The 17,107-nt window shown below is 42.2% G+C and carries 17 protein-coding genes; 6 read left to right on the forward strand and 11 right to left on the reverse strand.

Features of this window, described 5'->3' with window-relative positions; genetic code table 11:
- Positions 1-3 precede the first annotated feature (3 nt).
- The 3 genes from ectB to sppA form a co-directional block, all read right to left on the reverse strand.
- Positions 4-1,317 carry a diaminobutyrate--2-oxoglutarate transaminase gene (gene ectB / locus D1164_RS04855; protein WP_119348830.1) on the reverse strand — a complete coding sequence of 438 codons (1,314 nt, stop codon included), beginning with the start codon at positions 1,315-1,317 and terminating at the stop codon, positions 4-6.
- Between the two features lie 40 nt (positions 1,318-1,357).
- Positions 1,358-1,870 carry a diaminobutyrate acetyltransferase gene (ectA, locus tag D1164_RS04860; protein WP_119348831.1) on the reverse strand — a complete coding sequence of 171 codons (513 nt, stop codon included), beginning with the start codon at positions 1,868-1,870 and terminating at the stop codon, positions 1,358-1,360.
- Positions 1,871-2,258: 388 nt separating this feature from the next.
- The gene (gene sppA / locus D1164_RS04865; protein ID WP_119348832.1) at positions 2,259-4,031 is read right to left on the reverse strand and encodes a signal peptide peptidase SppA; all 1,773 of its coding nucleotides are present in this window, start codon (positions 4,029-4,031) and stop codon (positions 2,259-2,261) included.
- A gap of 85 nt (positions 4,032-4,116) precedes the next feature.
- On the opposite strand from sppA, the gene folK reads away from it, so the two are divergent.
- Entirely contained in the window at positions 4,117-4,605 is a 489-nt protein-coding gene (gene folK, locus D1164_RS04870) for a 2-amino-4-hydroxy-6-hydroxymethyldihydropteridine diphosphokinase (protein WP_119348833.1), read from the forward strand.
- A 94-nt stretch (positions 4,606-4,699) separates the two neighbouring features.
- Here folK and D1164_RS04875 read toward each other — a convergent pair whose 3' ends face one another.
- From D1164_RS04875 to D1164_RS04895, 5 genes are all read right to left on the reverse strand, one after another.
- Positions 4,700-5,098 (reverse strand): DUF2752 domain-containing protein, encoded by a 399-nt coding sequence (locus D1164_RS04875; protein WP_119348834.1) that lies wholly within the window; start codon positions 5,096-5,098, stop codon positions 4,700-4,702.
- 3 nt (positions 5,099-5,101) lie between these two features.
- On the reverse strand, positions 5,102-5,419 hold the full coding sequence (locus D1164_RS04880; RefSeq protein ID WP_119348835.1) for a CD225/dispanin family protein: 318 nt from the start codon (positions 5,417-5,419) through the stop codon (positions 5,102-5,104).
- Positions 5,420-5,584: 165 nt separating this feature from the next.
- Positions 5,585-5,764: a DUF5320 domain-containing protein gene (locus tag D1164_RS04885; RefSeq protein WP_119348836.1), complete on the reverse strand. Its 180-nt coding sequence runs from the start codon at positions 5,762-5,764 to the stop codon at positions 5,585-5,587.
- Positions 5,765-5,774: 10 nt separating this feature from the next.
- The gene (def, locus tag D1164_RS04890; protein ID WP_206610926.1) at positions 5,775-6,293 is read right to left on the reverse strand and encodes a peptide deformylase; all 519 of its coding nucleotides are present in this window, start codon (positions 6,291-6,293) and stop codon (positions 5,775-5,777) included.
- 322 nt (positions 6,294-6,615) lie between these two features.
- The gene (locus tag D1164_RS04895) at positions 6,616-7,467 is read right to left on the reverse strand and encodes a damage-control phosphatase ARMT1 family protein (protein WP_147372032.1); all 852 of its coding nucleotides are present in this window, start codon (positions 7,465-7,467) and stop codon (positions 6,616-6,618) included.
- 321 nt (positions 7,468-7,788) lie between these two features.
- Between D1164_RS04895 and D1164_RS04900 the strand changes: the two genes are divergently transcribed.
- From D1164_RS04900 to D1164_RS04915, 4 genes are all read left to right on the forward strand, one after another.
- Entirely contained in the window at positions 7,789-9,144 is a 1,356-nt protein-coding gene (locus tag D1164_RS04900) for an FAD-dependent oxidoreductase (protein ID WP_172594339.1), read from the forward strand.
- A gap of 26 nt (positions 9,145-9,170) precedes the next feature.
- Positions 9,171-9,692 carry a tRNA (N6-threonylcarbamoyladenosine(37)-N6)-methyltransferase TrmO gene (gene tsaA / locus D1164_RS04905; protein WP_119348840.1) on the forward strand — a complete coding sequence of 174 codons (522 nt, stop codon included), beginning with the start codon at positions 9,171-9,173 and terminating at the stop codon, positions 9,690-9,692.
- Positions 9,673-10,413 carry a DUF4405 domain-containing protein gene (locus D1164_RS04910; RefSeq protein WP_172594340.1) on the forward strand — a complete coding sequence of 247 codons (741 nt, stop codon included), beginning with the start codon at positions 9,673-9,675 and terminating at the stop codon, positions 10,411-10,413. The genes tsaA and D1164_RS04910 overlap by 20 nt, the downstream gene beginning before the upstream one ends.
- 68 nt (positions 10,414-10,481) lie before the next feature.
- Complete coding sequence (locus tag D1164_RS04915) at positions 10,482-11,363, forward strand: metal ABC transporter solute-binding protein, Zn/Mn family (RefSeq protein ID WP_147372034.1); 882 nt, start codon at positions 10,482-10,484, stop codon at positions 11,361-11,363.
- A 97-nt stretch (positions 11,364-11,460) separates the two neighbouring features.
- Here the strand turns inward: D1164_RS04915 and D1164_RS04920 are convergent, their stop codons facing one another.
- Positions 11,461-12,072 (reverse strand): hypothetical protein, encoded by a 612-nt coding sequence (locus D1164_RS04920; RefSeq protein ID WP_119348843.1) that lies wholly within the window; start codon positions 12,070-12,072, stop codon positions 11,461-11,463.
- A 328-nt stretch (positions 12,073-12,400) separates the two neighbouring features.
- On the opposite strand from D1164_RS04920, the gene D1164_RS04930 reads away from it, so the two are divergent.
- The gene (locus D1164_RS04930; RefSeq protein WP_119348845.1) at positions 12,401-14,875 is read left to right on the forward strand and encodes a TonB-dependent receptor; all 2,475 of its coding nucleotides are present in this window, start codon (positions 12,401-12,403) and stop codon (positions 14,873-14,875) included.
- Here D1164_RS04930 and D1164_RS04935 read toward each other — a convergent pair.
- Both D1164_RS04935 and gpmI read right to left on the reverse strand, forming a co-directional pair.
- Complete coding sequence (locus tag D1164_RS04935) at positions 14,872-15,444, reverse strand: DUF3109 family protein (RefSeq protein ID WP_119348846.1); 573 nt, start codon at positions 15,442-15,444, stop codon at positions 14,872-14,874. The genes D1164_RS04930 and D1164_RS04935 overlap by 4 nt on opposite strands.
- On the reverse strand, positions 15,437-16,972 hold the full coding sequence (gpmI, locus tag D1164_RS04940; protein WP_119349046.1) for a 2,3-bisphosphoglycerate-independent phosphoglycerate mutase: 1,536 nt from the start codon (positions 16,970-16,972) through the stop codon (positions 15,437-15,439). Before gpmI ends, D1164_RS04935 begins: the two co-directional genes overlap by 8 nt.
- Positions 16,973-17,107: the final 135 nt, after the last annotated feature.

Below are 17,107 nucleotides of genomic sequence, written 5' to 3' on the forward strand. Positions count from 1 at the left end.
GTTCTATTTATTGTTATTGTTTAAAACTACGTCGTCAAAATAGTCTGAATCTACTGGTACATCGGCATTCCGGCATACCTCTTTAACCGATTGCTCGATTATATCGATACCCTTTTCCAGGTTTTTTATGTCGATGGTTAAGGGGCAGAGTAATTTGATAACCTGGTCGTCAGCGCCACTGGTTTCAATCATGAGTCCCTTTTTAAATGCTTTGCTTGTAATGTTGTTTGCAATTTCACCGTTTACACAGTTTATTCCCTGGAACATACCGCGCCCACGTGCGTGCAGATTGCCATCGCCGTATTTGGCAATAATGTCTTCCAGTCTTTTCTGTACATAGTCTCCTTTGGTACGAATTTCTTTTTCAAATTTATCATCCGACCAATAGGCATCTATTGCAGCTTTGGCTGTTACAAATGCCAGGTTATGCCCTCTGAAAGTCCCGTTGTGTTCTCCCGGTTTCCATAAATCGTATTCCGGTTTGATTAAAACGAGAGAGAAGGGGAGTCCGTAACCACTTAATGACTTGGAAAGAGTAATAATATCGGGCTGAATACCAGCTTTTTCAAAGCTGAAAAAGGTTCCTGTACGTCCGCATCCGGCCTGAATGTCGTCTACAATAAGTAATATTCTGTGTTTTTTGCACACGGTCTGCAGGTCTTTTAACCATTCCATATCGCATGAGGTAACACCACCTTCGCCCTGCACGGTTTCTACAATAACTGCAGCCGGTGTATCAATACCGCTGCTTGAGTCAGAAAGAACTTTGTCGAGGTATGCGGTGGTATTTACGTCTTCTCCCAGATAGCCATAATAAGGCATCCGGTGTACTCCCTGCAGTGAGATACCCGAAGCGCTCCGGTGTGTTGAGTTTCCTGTGGCGGCCAGCGAACCAAGTGTTACGCCATGAAACCCGTTGGTAAACGAAATGATGGTGTCGCGTCCGGTATAATTGCGGGCAACCTTTAGCGCGGCTTCAACGGCATTTGTTCCTGTGGGGCCGGTAAACTGGAGCATATAATCAAGTCCCCTGGGCTCCAGTATTTTTTTCTTAAACGTTGTCATAAAATCACCTTTGGCGTCGGTGTGTAAGTCCAGACCATTGGTAATCCCATCACTTTCAATATATTCAAGAAGCTTTTCTTTAAAGATTGAGTTGTTGTGGCCGTAGTTCATGGAACCTGCGCCTGCAAGAAAATCAAGATATTCATTTCCATCCTGATCGTAAATAAATTCTCCTTTTGCTTTTTTGAATACCCGGGGAAAAGAGCGGGCATAACTTTGAACTTCTGATTCAATTTCATTGAATATTTTCATAATATTCGACTTTTAATTTAAATAAAATGTATTTTAAAATTCAGATAATCGGGCCAATACGGTAGAGCTGTTCTGTGTCATGCAACCCGTTAAAATGTTTTTCTTTGGTAAAAGCATCCGAAACTTCGATTTTTGTTTTCAGATTATTTGCCAGCTTTTGAAATAGTTTTTTTGAAGCGGTGTTTGAAGGAGTGATTGTTGTTTCTACAAACCGTACATCTTTGCAGGCAGGACGGTCAAGCAGCTCGTGCAACATGCGGATTGCCAGTCCGTTTCCCCTGGCCGGTTCAGCTACTGCTACCTGCCAGATAAAAAGCGTATCGGGTCTTGTGGGGATAAGGTAACCGGAAATAAACCCAGATAAATTTTCGCCTGTTTTTGCACAAACCGATGTTTCTGCAAAATGCGAACTTTGTAAGATGTTGCAGTATACGGAGTTGGGGTCTAATGGTGGGCTGGCTTCTATCAACTGATTGACTGCATAGCCATCTTCGGCAGTTGGGCGTTTAAATTGAAATGATGTCTTTTCATACGATGATTCATCTTGTAACATAAATTATCCTGTTTTTTTCATTCTGTTTAATCACACTACACTTTTGCAGGATTACTACAATTTTACAATATGTATAAAAAGCAACACTAGGGGTTTTAGATTGTTCAAACAAATTTTTTGGAGAGAACATTGGATACTTGGGCCAAAGTTAACATTCTCGTTAAACACATGCGAAAGTAGTGCGTATGGATTACGTGTTTCTTCTTTTTCAGGATACCCCAATTTTTGAAACACGGGAATCCTGTTTTTAACAAATTATCACATATTTTTTAGGGTGATTTTTTTTACGTCTTGAGGAATGGCAGTTTGTTTTCTAATGTCATAAAAATCAAAAGGCTTGCCAAATCTGGTAAGCCTTTTGATTTTTAAAGTCTTATTTTTTGAATAATCAGTTTATTGATAAATCATAAGGCATGCGGGCAAAAATGCCATTCATCTGAGAAGATTTTTTCAGGTATTCGTAGTACCGGTATTTTTCACCCAGTTCCTTTTTCAGGAACCATGTACGTACGTTGTCGGAGCCGGTTTTTAACAGTTGCTGGAACGGGTCCAGTTGTTCAGGGAGGGAAACGGTACGGTAATTCTCCAGACCTTCAATTTCTGCAGCCAGCTCAATGGCATCCTGAAGTCCGCCGAACTCGTCAATCAGTCCTATTTCCAAGGCATTTTCACCAGTCCAGACACGGCCCTGCCCAATTTTATCTACCTCTTCTTTGGTCATTCCCCTACCATCTGCCACATGCGAGATGAACAGATCGTAACCTTCTTCTATGCTTTGCTGCATCAGTTGCCTTTCGTATGCTGTCATCGGACGTGTGAGTGAAAGCAAATCAGAGTTTTTGTTGGTTTTTACAACGTCTGTGGTAATGCCCAGTTTGCTGTTTAACAACTCACCCATATTGGGAATCATGCCGAATATGCCAATGGATCCCGTAATGGTATTTGGATGTGCCACAATCTGGTCGGCCGGGCAGGCAATGTAATATCCTCCCGAAGCCGCTACATCGCCAAATGAAACAACCATGGTTTTTTGTTCGGCTGCAAGTTTTACCTCACGCCAGATAACTTCCGAATCGAAAACACTTCCACCGGGGGAATTGATTCGCAATACAATGGCTTTGTAGCTGCTGTCCTGGCGTGCTTTTCGTATCTCACGGCCCAGTTCATCACCAATTATCACCTGGTCACCCATTGACATGCCGATATCGCCGCTGGCGTAAATCACGGCAATTTTATTCCGGCTGAATGGTTTACTGAATTCTTTGACCGGTGCTTTGGCATAATTGGTTACACTAACGATTGGAACCCCTTTGGTTCCTTCAATTCCGGTTATTTTGCGCAGGTCATCCAATACTTCATCTTTGTATTTGGCAGCATCCACCAGTCCTGATTCCACCGCTTCGCCGCCTCTCTTAAAAGTTTGAACTTTATCAGCCATATCATTTAATCCTTCTACAGGAATATCTCTTGTTTCCGAAATACCCTGCAACATTTTATTCCAAAGGCTACCCATGTACACCAGTTGTTGTTCGCGGTTTTCTTCGCTCATTTTTTCAAGCATAAACGGTTCTACCGCCGCTTTAAATTTCCCGTGGCGTACAATTTGCATTTCAATGCCCAGTTTTTCAAGGGCTTTGGTGAAAAACATCATTTCGCCCCCGAGTCCTCTGAAATCGACGGAACCTAACGGGTGAACCACAATCTCGTCTGCTACAGTGGCCAGGTAGTATGCTTTCTGATCGTACATGTTGCCATACGCGTAAATCGGTTTGTCGCAACTGTCTTTAAATGTTATCAGTGCATTCCTGATTTCTTCCACCGAGGCCATTCCTCCATTTACCATGGAAAGTTTCAGGTAAACACCTTTAATGCGGTCGTCGTAAATGGCCTTTTCCAGCGACGATTGAATGTCGTCTAATCCAATGGCTTTTATTTGAGGAAATCCGGGAATGTCAAGATCCTGGAAAGGATCGTTGGGCGCACGATCGATAATCTGATGCTCTAAATCAATTACCAGCATCGAATTGGCTTGTACCGAGACCTGTTTCTCGGTAGAGGATACCAGAATTCCAATGACCATAAAGAACAGGAAAAATCCAATGATTGAAACTGCCGCAATCCCAACCACAGTTGCCAGCACGTACTTAAAAAATTCTTTCATCTTATGTATGTTTTATGTTTTCGCTACCTTTATCAATAATTGATGGGTAAATTTATATTTAAAAACATTACAAATATACAGTTCAATGCACCAGGTTTTTTTAGGAATTGGAGGAAATATTGGGAACAAGCGGTTAAACGCTGAAAAAATATATGTTTTAGCAGAAGAAGAACTCGGTGTTATTCTCGAAAAATCATCCGTTTACGAAACACCTCCCTGGGGATTTCAGGCCGAAGAAAACTTCTGGAATCAGGTGCTTTACATAGAAACCGGACTGGAACCGGAGGAGTTGCTTTTTAAAATTGAAAAAATTGAACAGCAGTTCGGCCGCAAACGTGAACCAGGAAAGTACTCATCGCGTGAAATGGACATTGATATTTTATATTTTGATGATCTCATTTTAAATGAAGAAAAGTTGTGCATTCCCCATCCGCGTATTGCCCGGCGGCTTTTTGTGCTGGTGCCACTGGTTGAAATAGCCCCCGGGTTTATTCACCCTCAGTTTAAATTGACTAACCGGCAATTGCTCGCGCAGTGTGACGATAATGCGCAAATTAAAAAGATTGAGTTGTAGGTGTATTTTTTCGTTTATTCTCTGTTGTGAAAATTCAGACCGGGATTATTGCTTTGTATAACTCTGGGTTCAGATCCAAATAAAGATTAATTGGTCAGTTAGGAGCTAGTACACAGAATGGGTAGAACGATACATTTCGTAATACCCAGAAAACGACAATGATCCCGAAAATGATCCAGGGGGTATTTTTCAAATAAAAAATATTGGGAAGTTTCCAGTTTAATTTCCGGTTAAGCAAGGGGTGGAGATAGTGGTATGCAATGGCTAAAATAGCTGGCAGAAACAGGAGGTTGTTGCTGACTACGCCAGCTAAATTGAGATGTAACAAATTGTGAATAGCCCGTTGGGAACCACACCCGGGGCAGTAATAGCCTGATATCGAGTAGAAAATGCACCGGGGAAAAATCTCATGTTTCCCGGGGTCAAGCAGAAAAAAGAGGGCTGCTGCCGCCAGTATGCCCAGCAGCAGTCCTCCTTTTAAAAGTTTCTTCATGTATTACACACTCAATGAATCGAGGGCGCCGAGGCCCAATCCGGCTACCACTCCAAATATGACCAAAAGGAGCCACAGAAGCATACCGGCAAGGGCTGCACCAAAGGATACCCACGCCCACAATTTGGCATTTTTACTCGAAATTTTTGCCCCATCGTAATCGCCTGCCTGCCACTTGGTATTTACCTGTGCTGCATACACAATGGATACAATGCCAAACGGAAGGCAACACAAAATAGTAGTAAGAATAGCCCAAACCAGGTAATTGGATGGAGGAGCCTGTTGAGAAACTTGCGGTTGTTGTTCCTGCTGTTCGTTCATAATGATATTGGTTTTAAAATTTACTTTTTAATAGTAGAATTGATTGCAAACAAATTTACCAACTGATTCTTTAAAATAAAATGGATTCTGTAAATAAATTTAAGAAGGACCCAATAAGCAGGAAATTATAAGCTTAGTAATGTATAATAAACTACAATACTTTGCTCATGCATCGTATTTCAATCTTTTGCCCTGTCCTTTGCCTCCTCCTGATTTCCGGCGTTTTCCTTGCCCTTTTCCCAGTTTTTGCAATAGTTCTTCAAAAGGTTTGTCTTTGCATTTTCCAAGGCCTCTCCCTGTTTGGGAGCCCTTCCCTTCAGGGCCTGTTCCGTTTAATTTTGGCATGACTGTTAAATTAAGGCACGATATAATTTTTTTTCCTGATTTGGTTGAGTTTATTCCGGAGCAACTTTCTTCTGATTGCGCTAAGTTTGTCGATAAAAAGCGTTCCTAGCAAATGGTCGTATTCATGCTGAAAAATACGTGCAACAGTGCCATCCAGCGTTTCTTCATGCCAGTCGAAGTTTAAATCACGGTAGCGTACTTCCACTGCTTCGGGGCGACTGACATCCTCAAATATTCCCGGGATGCTCAGGCATCCTTCGTTATAATAAACGTTGTTGTCACTGTAGTTCAGTATTTCAGGATTGATGAACACTTTTTCCTCACTTTGAACCCCTTCACTCTCTAAAGGCGATGTGTTGATAACAAACAGATTTTTCAAAGCTCCTACCTGAGGTCCGGCCAGACCTAACCCGTCAGCGTCTTTTAAGGTTTGCATCATGTTTTCTGCCAGTGAAATGATTTCATCCGGTTTTTCAATATCGAACGATTTTTTTCTCAGGATTGGTGAGCCGTATATTACGATGGGCATAATCATATCATTTTTAATGGTGCTAAATTAAGTATATGTTTAAAATTATTCAAATTTATAACCACCGGCGAACCTTTCGTTTATATTTCAAAAAGGCTTCACCGAACTGCTCTGTCAGGTATCGTTCTTTTTTTCGGATATAAAAAACTTCCATAGCAAGCCCGAATAAAAGGAGGGTAAAAGCAGAAGAACAGATTTTAACAAAATTACTACACCGGCAAGAATGAGCAACATTCCGAGGTACATGGGAGCCGGTTAATACTTGTTTATTCCCATGCTTAATCCAGGCCTTCTCGATGGTACTGGTCCAAATGCTATCATGTTAAGATTGTTGGTTAAAATATACAACCGAATTTTTCGTATGCGTGCCAATCAGTTTCCCAATTACATCGCATTTTACCATAAACAGGAAAAATATTTTTTTCTTCCGGTTATTAATCAGTCCTTCCAGGTTTCCCTGTCCCTTGGAGATGATGATATCGACTTCATCAAATAGCTTTTTAAACGAAGGGGAACAGTGTTTCTCCAGAGTGGAAGGTGCATCGTATCCATTTGAAATAATTTTTGCAACATGAGCCATTCCCACGTTCTCCGCGTCTTCCGTTGTTACATCGTTGATAACCGGTGCACCTCTTGTGGCAAACCAGAGGTTGGGGTGGTTTATCACGCTGATAAAAATTTTATCGAGCACAATTTCTCCGGTATTGTCGCCAAGATACAATACGCTGGAGGCTCTTTTTAGTTCTTCGTAAAGTAATTCTGAGTGATCGATGACAGGTATTTTCGAGGCAGCTGTCGCCAGCGTCTCCAATACATTAAATGGCTCCGGCGGGCCAAAATCAATGATATTTCCTGCCAGCGCGTAGCGCAACGCCGTTTGGAAGGGATTTGCGGATTTGTCAATTTTTTCCCGGATATCTTCTTCCAGGTCCAGCATGAGCTGATTGTATTCTTCTTTTTCGGTTTTATATAAGTCTTCAATATGGGTTTCTTTTTTTATTAACCGGTGCAGGAAACATGCAACTTCAGGTGATGGCAGGTTGTTGTTCCTGTTTTTATGTATGAACAGCTTGAAGCTATCCATAATATTGTTTGACCGTTCTTTCGGGATATTGTGTTTTGTCAGCATCTTTTGTGCCTGTACAAGCAGGCAGTTTATACAATCAGTTTGCATCACATGATATTTTTCCACAAAATTAATGAGAATGATTTTATTTTGAACTAAAGTTTGATTAATTTTGTTTATTTCCTTCTGGAAACCCTTTGAATAGTAAGGAATAGTTAATAGGCGGCTTGGACGAATAGTCAAAAGGTGTAAGGAGTATTGTTACGGTATGGAAGCAATGAGAATGACAAAATTTTGTTGCAAAAAATCATTTTAAGCATGCGGATTTTATTGAAATAAGTTTACGAATTCTGTTGGGAGTCACTAAAGTAATTGATGGAGTATAGCAAATTAGTCACTGGAATGAGAAGAAATCTTAAATCAAAAATCATGAAAACTTACGATGTAATTATTATCGGCGGAGGCCCGGCTGCTATTGTAACCGGGATGACAATCAAAAGATTTTTTAAGGGTAAATCTGTCCTGATGATTAAAGAGGAGGCAGATGGTCTTGTGCCGTGCGGAATTCCCTATATTTTTTACCTGCTGGCAAATGATTCCGAAAAAAATAAAATGGGCCCGAAACCTTTTGTAGACCTGGGAGGAGAAGTAATAGTAGGCAAGGCCGCTAAAGTAGACAAGGAAGAAAAGGTTGTTTCAATAGAATCGGGAGATCTGTTTGGTTACGATAAATTGGTTTTTGCTACCGGCTCACTTCCGGTTGTTCCGACTTTTATTCCGGGATACGACCTTCAGAATGTATTTTATATGAAAAAGAGTTTTCCTTACATTCATAATCTGGCTTCTCAAATCAACCGGTTCAAAAATGTTGTTACTGTCGGCGGTGGATTTATCGGGGCCGAAGTTGCCGAACAGTTGTCGGCAGCCGGAGCAAATGTTACCCTGATAGAAAGTGAACCGCTCTGCTTCTCCAGGGCTTTTTCGCCCGAGCTGAGTTCCATTGCCACCGAGGCTTTAAAAGGGACAAAAATGAAGGTATTGACCTCTGCCCTTGTGAAAGAGATTGTTGGTGAAAATGGTACGGTTCAACAGGTAATGCTGGCCGATGGCAGCAGGATCGACGCAGATGCAGTCATCCTTTCAATCGGTTACACGGCCAATTCCAAACTGGCGAAAGAGGCAGGCATTGAGTTGAACAGGTATGGCGATATTCATGTCGACCATTACGGACGTACAACTGCAAAAGACGTTTGCGCAGTGGGAGACTGTGCGCAAACTTATGGATTCCTTACCGGGCGAAGTGATGTAATAAAACTGGCCTCAACTGCCACGGCTGAAGCACGTACGCTGGGGCATAACCTTTTTGGGATAAGAATAAAAAAATGTACAGCAGGAACACTGGGTGTATTTTCTACTGAAATTGACGGATTGGCTATGGCTGCATCTGGAGCAAACGATAAAAATGCCAGGGAATGGGGTGTGGATCTGATATCTGCTAAATTTTCGTCTCCCGACAGGCATCCGGGTTCTTTGCCAGGAGTATCCAACCTAACGGTAAAGTTGTATGCCTCGCCAGTCGATGGAAGTATCCTGGGCGGTGAAGCCTGGGGTGGAAAATCGGTTGGGGAAATTATAAATGTTATCAGCCTTGCTATTCAGAAGTCTGTTACGGTTTTTGAACTGGTATCTTTTCAGGTGGGGACGCACCCGCTGCTGACAGCTTCTCCGGTGAATAACCCGATTATAAGAGCTGCCGAAGAAATTGTGTATAAAATGACTTCGTAAAGAAAACGGTAAGATATGGAGATGCAATGAAAGATATAACTTTTCATCCTGTGGGTGTTATCCATTCATCCTTTAAAAAAACGGAAAGAATGCCCATTCAGCCAGCGGCTGCTGCCGGGAGCAAGGGGCGGATCGAAATTTTCCGGGAATATGCCGACGGGTTAAAGGATATAGAGGGATTTTCGCATATTATTTTGCTGTATCATTTTCACCAGGCAGCCGGTTTTAGATTAGAAGTAAAGCCGTTTTTGGATGAAAAATATCACGGGGTATTTGCTACCCGCGCTCCCCAAAGGCCCAATCCTATCGGTCTGTCGATTGTAAAGCTTGTTGGCAGGACAGACAATATTCTTGAAATCGAGAATGTCGATATTCTGGACGGCACTCCGCTGCTCGACATTAAGCCTTTTGTTCCTGAATTTGACGCAATAGGTGAAATTTCTATCGGTTGGCTGGCAAATTCGAAGCACAAAATAATTCATTCGGTAAGCGATGGTCGTTTCAATAGTAACTTTAAAACAGAAGATGATGACAAACCGGAAATTTGACAAATCCAAAGTCAATCTGATAATTGATGGCATCATGCTATTGCTGCTGGCTCTGATGGCCGGCCTGGGATTCCTGATAAAATATGAGCTGGTGCCCGGATTTAAGCGAAACGCTGTATATGGGGGCGACGTAGAGCTTTATTTTTGGGGACTCGACCGGCATCAGTGGGGAAGTGTCCATTTGTACATCAGCTTTGCATTTCTTTTTCTTATTCTTCTTCACATCGTATTGCACTGGAAAATGATAGGGTGTATTTTCCGGAAAATGGTTCACGGGAAAGTTCCGCGAACTGCTGTCGTGATTTGTCTGAGTGTAGTTTCCTTGTTTTTTTTCGTTGCCCCGTTGCTGGTGTCACCCGATATTGCTCCGCTGCAGGGCAGAAGTATCCACGGTGGCCATACCGGGCATTTGGAGGGTGGCTCGCTGAGGGAAGCGCATCAAAATATTTCTGTTGCATCTGAAGCTCTGGCGGAAGAAAAAGCGGGCAAGAGTAACCCGGAGAATCACCCGGAACACGCTTTTTCCCATTTGGAGATTCATGGAAGCATGACTGTTGATGAGGTTTGCAGCAGATACTCTGTTTCTGCAAATAAACTAACAAAGGCATTGGATATTCCGTCCGGTTTGTCATCTGAAAGGATTGGGCGACTGAAAAAGAGGTATGGGTTTGAGATGGAGGAGCTAAAAGAGGCTATCGTAGAAATCAAAAATCATAATTGATTGTTGGTACTGACAAATTTGAGTTTTTAACAGAAATTCGTTTAAAAAGTATTTATTTTGTTTTCAATATGATAGCAAAAATAACAAAGGTAGTTCTGGTTATTGTTGTTTCCCTGTTTTTTGCGTGTAACTCAAAAAGGGCTAAAAACAATGAAGATGAGCAGGTAATCACAGTTAGTATTTTACCGATAGAGACATTTGTAAAAAAAATTGCCGGTGACGATTTTAGGGTGAACGTGTTGTTGCCTCCCGGTGCAAGTCCCGCCAACTTTACACTTATTCCTTCGCAACTGGAAGATATATCCCGCTCAAAGGTTTGGCTGCGTATTGGTTACATTGGCTTCGAATATTCATGGAAAGAAAAAATAGCGCAGGCTAATACAAGTATGAAGGTAGTTAACCTTTCGGAAGGATTGGATTTGATTTACAGTGGGAAGCAAACTCAAAACAACTCAAAAACGGCCATGGGAGTGAACCCCCATACCTGGTTGTCGCCCATTCTGGTGAAACAAATGGCAGAGGTGATAACCAAAGAATTAATTGAATTGAATCCCGGGAAGAAAGAAGTTTATACCCGTAATTACCTCCAGTTTGTAAAGGAAACGGAGCAGTTGGATCAAAAAATCAGAAGCGGGCTGCAAAATTATAAAGGACGTCAGTTTATCATGTTTCACCCCAGTCTTTCGTATTTTGCACGAGAATACGGGTTGGTTCAGCATTCACTGGAACCCGGAGGAAAAGAACCCACACCGCAGCGGATGGCAAGTCTTGTGGAACTGGCCCAAAAAGAAGATATTGGCGTTATTTATATTCAGAGTGATATGGATCGTGAGCAGGCCCGTGTGTTTGCAGAAGAGATTGATGGAGAAATTATTGACATGTGGCCGCTAAACCCTGCGTGGGAAGAGAATTTGATAAAAATTACTGACATGCTCATTGATAACTTTTGATGAGTTGGATGCTCATTGTTTTTCTGGGAGCCTGTCTTTGATACAAAAAAAAGGCAGGTGACGCTCCTGCCTTTAAGCACAATTAAAAAATTTCCGGCTAATTTTCTGTAATGGTATAAGTTACCTGTACAGAGAATGTTTCTGCCATCACCTTATCAAATTTATTGTCTTTTACTGCGAGACTGTACGTTAACCGGTGTCCTTTTCCTGCTCCATTTTCTGTATAACAACTGCCAATGTCGTCGATTACTGTTGTGGGGCCTTTTTTAAGGGCGATTTTCTCCTGGATAGCAGTACCTGTCTGGCCGCTACCGGAAGCAATTGTCCCCACTTCAAGCATCAGATCGAGGCCGTCAGGAAGGTTTTCATCTATTTCGGCTTTTATTTTTCTGGTTTTCGAACTCCCATTTCCATTTCCATTCCCGTTATTTCCTTGCTCGATAATGGAGGTGTAGTTTAACCAAAGACTGTTATCATTTGCAGTAGTAAAATCAACAGCGGCACCGGCTTCCAGGTTATTAATATTCGGAGACAGGTTAATTGTTGTGCCTTCTCCGGAAGGACCTTCCACGTCAACCAGGGCCACCTCAGGAACGGAAATGCCAAGGTTATGTGAGGAAGTTTCGTCGTCACCCGTGCTACCTGTCGATACTTTAACTGTTGCTGAAATTAAAATAATAGAAGTAAGAATGAATGCTAGTTTTTTCATGATTTTGTGTTTTTAAAGTCTGTTAAAAATTTTAGAGTTTGTAAATTCAATCTTCAAAGCGTTTCTGTGCCTCCCCATTTCCAATATGAATGCCAAAAACTTAAATTCCTGTTTTTTAGTTTATTGCGAGAAGGTGCATTTTTTCCTGTCGTCCCGTTATCAGAACGTGTGTTTTATTTTGGGACAGCTGTTTCAATTCGGTTGTCTGTTAGAAAAGACTTATGGTATTAACAACTCGTTAACAAAAACCGGGTTAAACCAATAAGGGAGCATTTTGTCTTAATATCTGCGTGCTCAATTTGATCACATAAAATAAATAGCGAAAAGGATGAAGAATTTGCAGGTACTGTTATATTTTCTTGTTATAGTTTGTCTGTTGGTAATTCCTGTTAAAGAAATAATGGGAGACCCTTCTGACGATGATTCAAAAACGGTAAAGATCACTGGTGTGGTGCTTGACGAGGCCACGGGAGCACGTTTAGAGTTTGCCAATGTGGCTGTTTACAGTAAAAATGATTCATCGCTTGTGTCGGGAGTAATAACCGATGAGAAAGGCCGGTTCGAAATAAAAGGTCTTGGTTACGGAGAGTATTACCTCGAAGCTAATTTTATTGGTTTTTCCAAAACAAATGTGGATGATATTGTTGTGAGTAAGGACGAACCTTCTCCCGACCTGGGTAAAATTCATTTACGTCCCTCTTCCGTCGAGCTTGGTAGTATAAATGTAGTGGCAGACAAAGCCGCTGTTGAATTTGAACTCGACAAAAAGGTGGTAAATGTGAGCCAGGTAATTAGCGCTGTGGGTGGTACTGCGGTTGATGTATTGGAAAATACTCCGTCGGTACAGGTAGACATTGAGGGCAATGTGAGTTTACGGGGTTCTTCCAATTTTACGGTTTTAATAGACGGCCGCCCGAGCGTGCTCAGCGGCAGCGATGCTTTGCGCCAGATACCTTCATCTGCGCTTGAGAGTATTGAAATAATTACCAATCCTTCTGCAAAATACGAACCCGATGGAATGGCAGGAATTATTAACCTGGTGACGAAAAAAAATTCAATGAATGGGTTGAGTGGTATTGTCAATGGTTCAATTGGAACCGGGGATAAATACCGCGGCGATTTTACATTGAATTACCGTACAGAAAAAATCAACTTTCTGTTGGGAGCAGACTGGCGTGATGAAACGAACTACGGAAGCATGTATTCTTTCCGTGAAACCTATTCAAACGACACAACTTCTTATCTGATTATGGATGGTTCCAGAAATTTTACCCGCGGAGGACATAACTTTAAAGCAGGGGCAGAATGGTTTCTTTCTGATAATACAACGCTGTCGCTTTCTGCCGAGCAGGGAAAGTCGAAAAATTTACGGGGAGGAGACGGGAAAATGCAAAATTATACGATGCCCGAAGAGGAACATATTTTTTCAGTAACAGAAGAAAGTTCGGAAAGAGAAAATGATTTTTATAGCTTCAACCTAAACTTTCAGCATAATTTTAATAAAGAAGGGCACAAGCTGGAGGCCATGGCTTTTTACTCGGGAGAAGAGGGAACTGATACGGAAAAAGAAGATGAGATTCTGGCTGATTCTGAATTCAGCAAAACTGATGAGTATATTGAAAGGGTATTTACCCTGGAAACGGAAGAAGAGCAGGAGATAAGGCTGAAAGCAGACTATACTTACCCATTTAGTGAAAAAGGCAGGCTGGAAGCGGGATGGCTGAGCCGCCTTGATAGCGAAACAGAAGGAATGACTTTTGAGAATTTTGATCCGGTATCAGGAGAATGGATTGTAAATGATGATTTTACCAGTGTAACCGACTTCAGGCGCGATATTCATGCGGTGTATTCTACGTACAGCAACGCATTGGGTAAACTGGAATACATGGCCGGACTACGTGGTGAACTTACCCAGCGTGAAATTCTGAATACAAATTTTGCGGAACCTTCTTTGCTTAATCGTTTTGATTTGTTCCCCACACTTCACCTCTCATTCAGTTTAAAGGAAAACAATGAGTTGATGACCAGTTACAGCCGCCGGATTAACCGTCCCGGAGGACGTGATTTGGATCCAAATCCTAATTATTACAACCGATACACCATTCGTATCGGGAATCCCGACCTGGAGCCTGAATATACAGATTCTTACGAGTTGGGAATGTTGAAAAGGTTTGGAAACAGACGATCGTATGTTTCACTGGACGCCTTTCATCGGGTTACCCGCAACAAAATAGAACGTTATGAAACCCTTGGTGATGACGGAGTTTTTTACCTGCAAACAGATAACTTCGATAAAGATTATTCCACCGGATTTGAACTCGCCGGGAATGTCCATTTTACGGAATGGCTGCTTGTTAATACCAGCGTGTCTATGTATAATTACCGGATTACGGGAGAGGTAAACGGGGAATCTTTCGATCGTACAAGTACCAACTGGAATGGAAGAATGAACACAACACTCCGGTTTTCCGGTAGCTCAAGAATGCAGGTGAACGGGTTCTTCCGCGGTCCGTCTGTTTCTCCCCAGGGCGAAACCAAATCCATGTTTTATTCCAGTATTTCTTACCGGCAAGAGCTTTTTGACAAAAGACTAATGGCCACGCTCAGCGTACGTGATCCACTTGGGACGGCCAAATTTGAGCGTGAAACGGTCGGAGGGGATTTTAAAAGCCGGTTCAGATGGGAGCGTGAACCCCGGGTAGTGATGCTGACCCTTAGTTACCGGATAAATAACTTTACATCAGAAAACCGGGATAATGGAAATGGCGGAGGAAATGTGGATATGGGAGGAGGGGAATATTAGCCTTTTTCAAGGTAATCCGCAGCTATTTGCAACTCTTTGTACCATTCTTCTCCGTATTTCCGGATAAGGGGTTCTTTCAGAAACTGGTAGAGTTTTACCTTTTGCGATTTTCCACAAGCGCGGCCTGGCTTACAAATATCCAGTTCTTCGTAATTTACGGCATCGAAATTTTTGTATTCTGTGATACGTATCGGGAAAAGGTGGCATGACACCGGTTTTCTGAATTGGGTTTTTCCTTCGAAAAAGGCCTTTTCAATGCTGCATTTCAGAATGCCATTCCCGTCATAAAAAGAATAGGCGCATTGGCGTTTGTTTACCAGTGGGGTAACCAAATCGCCGTCATCGTCAATAACGGAGTATCCCTGTTTTTTTATTTCTTCCCGGTGTTCTTCCGGGAGGTAACCTTCGAAACGGGAATACTCCTTCTCAATAGTTTTTGCTTCCCCGGGGGTTAACGGAGCACCTGAATCGCCTTCCACACAACAAGCCCCTTTGCATTTCAGCAGGTCGCAAACAAAATGCTGCTCAAATACATTGCGGCTTATTATGGTGCGACCTATTTCAATCATGAATTAAATTTTTTCCAGTCATCTCTTTCGGAACCTCAAGGCCCATTAAATGCAACAGAGTTGGGGCAACATCCGCCAGGATACCATTGTCGATTTTTACGTTTGTTCTGTCGTTGCTCACGTAAATACATGGTACCGGGTTCAGCGAATGAGCTGTATTTTCCGATCCGTCTTTATTCACAGCATTATCGGCATTTCCGTGGTCAGCAATTATTATAATGTTGTAATCACCTTCCAGCGCGGCTTCCACCACTTCTTTGGTGCACTGGTCAACAGCCATTACAGCTTTGTAAATGGCCTCATAAACTCCGGTGTGGCCAACCATGTCGCCGTTTGCAAAATTGAGGCAAACAAAATCTGCTTCCTTGTTTTTTAATTTGGGAACAATGGCATCTTTGATTTTCGGTGCCGACATTTCGGGTTGAAGATCATAAGTAGGAACGCGCGGCGACTGAATCAAAATACGTCCTTCTCCCTCAAATTCTTCTTCCCGTCCACCGCTGAAAAAGAAAGTAACGTGCGCATATTTTTCTGTTTCGGCAATTCGGATTTGTTTCCGGCCAGCATTTGAAACCACTTCGCCCATGGTGTTGGTTACGTTTTCCTTGTCGAAAATAACATGGACTCCTTTAAAATCGGCTTTATAGTTGGTCATGGTGTACCATTGCAAATCCATGGTCTTCATACCAAACTCCGGTAAATTTTCCTGGGTAAAAGCAATGGTAGTCTGACGAAGACGGTCGGTGCGGAAATTGAAACAAATAACCACATCTCCCTCTTCAATTTTTGCAAGAGGTTCTCCTTTTTCGTCCACCATCACAACGGGTTTTATAAACTCATCGGTTACGCCATTGTCATAAGAAGCCTGCACTGCTGCCAGAATATCAGTTACTTTCTCTCCTTTTCCTTCAGTGTATAAATCATAAGCCAACTTCAGTCGATCGTAATTTTTATCGCGATCCATGCCGTAGTAGCGGCCAATAATTGAGGCAAAGCGGGCATTTGTACCTTTCAGCGCTTCCAGATCATTTTTAATAAATCCATAACCCGAGCGCGGGTCAGTATCACGTCCGTCGGTAAGTCCGTGAATAAAAATATCTTTCAGCCCCATTTCCGTGGCAATCTGGCTCAGCGCTACCATGTGAGAACTCAGCGCATGCACCCCGCCAGGGCCAATAAGTCCGATAAGGTGAACCTTTTTACTGTTTTCTTTTGCGTAAGTATATGCTTTAACGATTTGCGGATTTTCCCACAACGATTTGTCTTTAATGGCGCGTGTGATTTTTACCATGTCCTGGTAAAGTACACGCCCGGCACCAATATTCAGGTGGCCTACCTCAGAATTTCCCATTTGCCCATCGGGAAGCCCTACATGTTCGCCCGAAGCCAACAGTTGCGAATGGGGATATTTTTCCATTAGGGAATCCATAAAAGGGGTAGGTGCCGAAGATACGATATCCCCTTTCGACCCATCTCCAATTCCCCAGCCGTCGAGGATCATTAACAGTGTTTTCTTTTTATCAGTCATATTTTTTTTGTTTTTTCCAAGTGAACAGACAAAAGTATCTTTTTTTGAATCAATAATAAAAAACAATCAATCCGCTAAAAATGATTTAACAAATTCTTTGCGGGTGTGGTTTGGGAAGTTTGATTTTTTGAGTCG

Origin of the sequence: Mariniphaga sediminis (assembly GCF_003573545.1) — a bacterium.
GTDB classification, from domain to species: Bacteria; Bacteroidota; Bacteroidia; order Bacteroidales; family Prolixibacteraceae; genus Mariniphaga; species Mariniphaga sediminis.

Coding starts and splice junctions, on each gene's coding strand:
- D1164_RS04885 (WP_119348836.1), bottom strand. CDS start 5,764: ATGCCAAAATTAAACGGAACAGGCCCTGAAGGGAAGGGCTCCCAAACA.
- D1164_RS04875 (WP_119348834.1), bottom strand. CDS start 5,098: ATGAAGAAACTTTTAAAAGGAGGACTGCTGCTGGGCATACTGGCGGCA.
- D1164_RS04935 (WP_119348846.1), bottom strand. CDS start 15,444: ATGATTGAAATAGGTCGCACCATAATAAGCCGCAATGTATTTGAGCAG.
- D1164_RS04895 (WP_147372032.1), bottom strand. CDS start 7,467: ATGCAAACTGATTGTATAAACTGCCTGCTTGTACAGGCACAAAAGATG.
- D1164_RS04910 (WP_172594340.1), top strand. CDS start 9,673: ATGACAAACCGGAAATTTGACAAATCCAAAGTCAATCTGATAATTGAT.
- D1164_RS04915 (WP_147372034.1), top strand. CDS start 10,482: ATGATAGCAAAAATAACAAAGGTAGTTCTGGTTATTGTTGTTTCCCTG.
- D1164_RS04880 (WP_119348835.1), bottom strand. CDS start 5,419: ATGAACGAACAGCAGGAACAACAACCGCAAGTTTCTCAACAGGCTCCT.
- gpmI (WP_119349046.1), bottom strand. CDS start 16,972: ATGACTGATAAAAAGAAAACACTGTTAATGATCCTCGACGGCTGGGGA.
- D1164_RS04930 (WP_119348845.1), top strand. CDS start 12,401: ATGAAGAATTTGCAGGTACTGTTATATTTTCTTGTTATAGTTTGTCTG.
- D1164_RS04920 (WP_119348843.1), bottom strand. CDS start 12,072: ATGAAAAAACTAGCATTCATTCTTACTTCTATTATTTTAATTTCAGCA.
- sppA (WP_119348832.1), bottom strand. CDS start 4,031: ATGAAAGAATTTTTTAAGTACGTGCTGGCAACTGTGGTTGGGATTGCG.
- D1164_RS04900 (WP_172594339.1), top strand. CDS start 7,789: ATGAAAACTTACGATGTAATTATTATCGGCGGAGGCCCGGCTGCTATT.
- def (WP_206610926.1), bottom strand. CDS start 6,293: ATGCCCATCGTAATATACGGCTCACCAATCCTGAGAAAAAAATCGTTC.
- tsaA (WP_119348840.1), top strand. CDS start 9,171: ATGAAAGATATAACTTTTCATCCTGTGGGTGTTATCCATTCATCCTTT.
- folK (WP_119348833.1), top strand. CDS start 4,117: ATGCACCAGGTTTTTTTAGGAATTGGAGGAAATATTGGGAACAAGCGG.
- ectB (WP_119348830.1), bottom strand. CDS start 1,317: ATGAAAATATTCAATGAAATTGAATCAGAAGTTCAAAGTTATGCCCGC.
- ectA (WP_119348831.1), bottom strand. CDS start 1,870: ATGTTACAAGATGAATCATCGTATGAAAAGACATCATTTCAATTTAAA.